3 protein-coding genes are annotated in these 4294 nt (G+C 64.5%); all 3 read right to left on the bottom strand.

The window, feature by feature from the left end; translation table 11 throughout:
* On the bottom strand, positions 1 to 1355 hold a 1355-nt coding region (locus MUO23_03665; protein MCJ7512052.1), incomplete at its 3' end, for a glycosyltransferase family 39 protein.
* Positions 1356 to 1404: 49 nt separating this feature from the next.
* A complete protein-coding gene (gmd, locus tag MUO23_03660; protein ID MCJ7512051.1) occupies positions 1405 to 2490 on the bottom strand; it encodes a GDP-mannose 4,6-dehydratase in 1086 nt (361 codons plus the stop codon).
* Between the two features lie 37 nt (positions 2491 to 2527).
* On the bottom strand, positions 2528 to 4138 hold the full coding sequence (locus tag MUO23_03655) for a hypothetical protein (protein MCJ7512050.1): 1611 nt from the start codon (positions 4136 to 4138) through the stop codon (positions 2528 to 2530).
* Positions 4139 to 4294: the final 156 nt, after the last annotated feature.

Raw genomic sequence — 4294 nt, 5'->3', positions numbered from 1 at the left:
GCAAGAACGAGCACACGCAGAACCAGCTCGGTCGTGGACGCCTTGACGTCCAGCAGGTTCTTGATCAAGCCGGCTACGGTGGTCATGCCAGGCAGCAGCCGCGAGTTGGCCATGCGCGGGATGCGAACGGCCCTCAAGGATTTGGCCAAACCCTCGATGTGCGGCGCCCAGAGCCAGGTCCCGGCGAGGAGAAGGGTGAGCAGAGCAATGATCCTTCGGAATGAGGAGAGCCGGCGGTACCAATGGGCTCCGGCGATCACGATCAGAACCACGCCTAGCTGGGAGAAGAACGCCAAGTAACTCGTGAAGCAATATACGCAGTAGTTATTGCCCAGGGCTGCCCAGGCATGCAACGCGGTCAGCGAGCCAGCCAGCGTCAGAAGAAGGACAGCGCTCCGCCGGGTCGAGCGTTCCGCTTCGTCCCACGGACGCCCGGGCCACATCAGCAGGGCCGCAAGCCCACCGATCCACAAAACGGAATTCTGCTTGACCCCAAGCCAGAAGCTCGCAAGCCTGCCGGATGCCCCGATCTTTGGATTCCAGGCCGGGATGACCGAAGCCGGCTCACGCCATGCCGAGAGGAACGGCGTGATGATCTCGGGTAGCCACTTGGCCCACAGCTTGAGGATGTCGGGCCAGAAGACCAGGTGCACGCCCGCGAATACCGCCAGTGAGATAGTCGTTGCCCACACCCCTGCCCGCCGGCCGTGCTCCCAGAAGATGTAGGCCAGCAGGAGAGGAAGCAGGAAGATCAAGTTGATGCGGGTGACTAGCGTGAGCCCCGCCAGGGCGGCGCCGAGCAGTATCTGCCACATCGGGCGCCCTCGGCCAAGCGTCAGCACGAGGACCCAGGCCAACATGCATGCGATCAAGATCTGGGACTGGGCCTTGCTGTATACATCCATGTAGAAGGTGTTTAGCGCGAGCAGCCAGACGGCGGCCGCGGCCCATCCCAATCCCCCCAGTCGGCGGGCGTTGATCCAGACGCCCACCAGCATCAGCACCCCGAGTCCGAGGGCGTAGTAGCGGCCGGTTCGAAGCCCTAATCCGAAGATGTCCTGGGTCCAGCCCGGGATGAAGAAGCTGAGCGGCATATGGTTCGTCCAGGGTCCCCCATCCTGGAAAGGCACAAAGGTCCCGCTGGTGAACAGGTAACCTTTGTACAGGTACAGGCCTTCGTCGATGATCGAGGCAAGGGAGTGAGCCAGCGCCCAGCTCATGCCGAAGAACGCCAGCCCTCCCAAGGCCGCCAAACCGATCCACAGCGCTCCGGTTACGATGCCCTGAGGCCCGGCGGCCTGGCGTTCGCCCGGAGCGGAAGTCAGGTTCTCCCCTGGAAGTGAAGAGTCAGACATGCAGCAGATATCCGTAGCGAGCCGCCGAAGCGCTTGCCGGCCGGCGGCCTCAGTCCACGCTAGTGCCGCCGTTGCGCAGGACGGCCGTGACGCTTGAATCCCAGCGGTGCCAATCGCCGAACTTGGCCTCGAGGATCCGCAGCCCCTCCCCCGCAGGCGGCAAGCCGACGGATTGCATGTCAGCGTCAACCATGATCCGAACCAACTCGGGGAAGGTCACCTTCGGTGACCATTCCAGCTGACGGGCCGCCTTGGCGGCGTCCGCCTGCAGGTAGTCGACCTCGGTCGGTCGGAAGTAGCGCGGATCCACCTCGACGTAGCGCTCCCAGTCCAGGCCGGCGTAGGCGAAAGCTTCCTGCACCAATTCGCGCGGGGTATGGGATTCGCCGGTCCCCAGGACGTAGTCCTCGGGGCGCTCCTGTTGGAGCATCGCCCACATGGCCGCCACGTATTCCGGGGCATAGCCCCAATCTCGGCGCGAGTCCAGGTTTCCGAGGAACAGCTTGTGCTGCAGGCCGGCCTTGATCCGGGCGACGGCCCGGGTGATCTTGCGGGTGACGAAGGTCTCCCCCCGCCGCGGGCTTTCGTGATTGAACAGGATTCCGTTGACCGCAAACAGGTCGTAAGCCTCCCGATAGTTGACCGTCATCCAATAGGCATAGAGCTTGGCGATGGCGTACGGGCTGCGTGGTTGAAACGGGGTGCGCTCGCTCTGCGGCGGGGAAGCGGAGCCGAACATCTCGCTGGACGATGCCTGGTAGAAACGCGTTCGCAGGCCACTGCGGCGCACGGACTCCAGAATGCGGGTCGCCCCCAAGCCGGTGACCTCGCCCGTGTACTCCGGGATGTCGAAGCTCACCTTGACATGCGAGAGGGCGCCTAGGTGGTAAATCTCGTCCGGGCGCACGTTGTAGATCAGGTTGGTCAGCTGTTCGGCGTTCGACAATTCCCCATAGTGCAGGAAGAGGCGCGCCGCGGGATCATGCGGATCCTGGTAGATGTGCTCAATCCGGCCGGTGTTGAAGCTGCTGGCCTTGCGGATCAGCCCATGGACCTCGTAGCCCTTGCTCATGAGGAATTCGGCCAAGTAAGATCCATCCTGGCCGGTGATCCCGGTGACAAGCGCTATCGGCATGGCTCACCCTCTCTGCCGTCAAAATTCAGAAGTTGAATTATACGCCCTCGCCACCGGGCGTCAAGCGGGACCGGGCGCGGCGCAGGTCACGCACCGTCCACACGCCGAGAGACAGGGCGACGAAGGCCACGGCCACAGCCAGCGTGGGGAACAGGCTCAGGCGCGGGGTCTGATAGTAGCGGCCGACATACCAAGTCAACAGGCAAAGCGTGACTCCCCCCATCAGCCACCCCACGCGCACCAGCCAGGGGCTGCCTCTGCGGCGTGCCTCCAGCCAGGCCCAGGCAGCGAAAACCGCCTGAGCCGCCAGGAACGCCGACCGGTAGCGCGGGTTGTCCCATTGATCCCCGCCTCCCCAGTAGGCGGCGACGATCGTCGTCAGCAGGGTCACGATGGCCAGGAAGGCCACCCCGCGCTGGCGCCAGCCCTGCCTTGTCGCCGCCGCCAGCATCCCGTAGACGAGGGGAATGGAAAGCAGGAACCAGCCAGCGGCTCGCCATACAGCCACGGCGCGCATCAATGGGATCGAGGTGTTGTCCGCCAACGCCGCAGGCAGCAGGGGCTGGGTGGCTCCATAGAAGATGACCAGACCGGGATGAGTCCAGTCCGGAGTTCGGTCAAAGATCGCTTCAACCCACCCCGAGCCTTGCTCCAATCGCTCGATCTGAAAGCTCGGAACCATGGAGAGCCGCGAGCTGAGCACGGCAAGCAACGATCGGTCGCTGTCGACGGCAGTCGTCCGCCAGCCGCGTACGCTCAATGCGCCTGCAACGAGGACGAGGACGAGAATTCCTCCGACGACGCCCCAACGCACCGCTCGCGAGACGTGTGCCTCCAGCAAGAGGCCAAGCCCCAGCGCGGCCAGGATCAGAACGGCGAACGGCGGCGAGACAATCAGGCTCAGAGCAATCCCGCCGACCAGGGCAACAAGCCCAGCCCGCCGCGCACTATGCCGCACGGCAGAATAGCCGAACAACGCCATGGCCAGCGCGGCGGCGATGTACGGCTCGCGCATCGGCACGGTGGCCAGCAAGACAGCCTCCGGGAACAGCGCCACGATCCAGGCCGCGATGCCCCCCGCGCCCTCCGAGAACTCCTGACGGCCAAACGCCCACGTGTACAGGATCGCCAGCACAGAAACGAACGCCGTCAGACCGACCTGCAGCAAGGGCCGCGCAACGCTCCCGCTGGCGCCGGCATACACCAAGCTCTCAAGAACCAGCAACCCTCCATACTGATCGCTCTTAATGGGGTCGAGCAATCCGGTGGCCAGCGGCAGGTCGGTGCGTGCGATCGCCCAGGCATCTCTGTCCCGCTTGAATGCATCGTAGAAGAAGAATCCCGCGTTGTGATACCTGGTCTCGTAGCCATGCTCCGGCAGCGCTCGATAGAACACGGCCCCGCAGGCCAGCCGCATCAGCAGGCCGACCATCAGCGCCGCCAGCAGGTGGCGCGGCATGAGCTGGAGTGCCCAGCCTCCGGAGACTTGGCGCCAGGCTAGCGCCAGCAACAGCGTGCCCACGCCAGTGACCAGAAGGTACCCAGGGAACGCCCAGCCTTCGACCGCCAGCGGCGCCGCCAGACTCAGACCGAGCGCACTCAACGCGGCCAGTGCCACCCAAGGCAGCACGACCTTGGCTCTAGCCATGGGTTGGATCTCTCCCGGCAGCTCGGTTGGCAACGTAGGCCTCTACGGTAAGCACAACCACCATCACCACGACCATCTGCAAGGGTATCAGAAACCTCGGGTTGTCCCCGTGGTCGAGCAGCGTTTGGGCGATGGATATCCCCAGCACCATCGCCG

This window comes from Anaerolineales bacterium (assembly GCA_022866145.1).
Classification (GTDB): Bacteria; Chloroflexota; Anaerolineae; order Anaerolineales; family E44-bin32; genus PFL42.
This window is presented reverse-complemented; position numbering and strand designations above follow the sequence as displayed.

Excerpts from the sequence above, each read along its gene's own strand:
- gmd (MCJ7512051.1), bottom strand. The coding sequence starts at position 2,490 with ATGCCGATAGCGCTTGTCACCGGGATCACCGGCCAGGATGGATCTTAC.
- MUO23_03655 (MCJ7512050.1), bottom strand. The coding sequence starts at position 4,138 with ATGGCTAGAGCCAAGGTCGTGCTGCCTTGGGTGGCACTGGCCGCGTTG.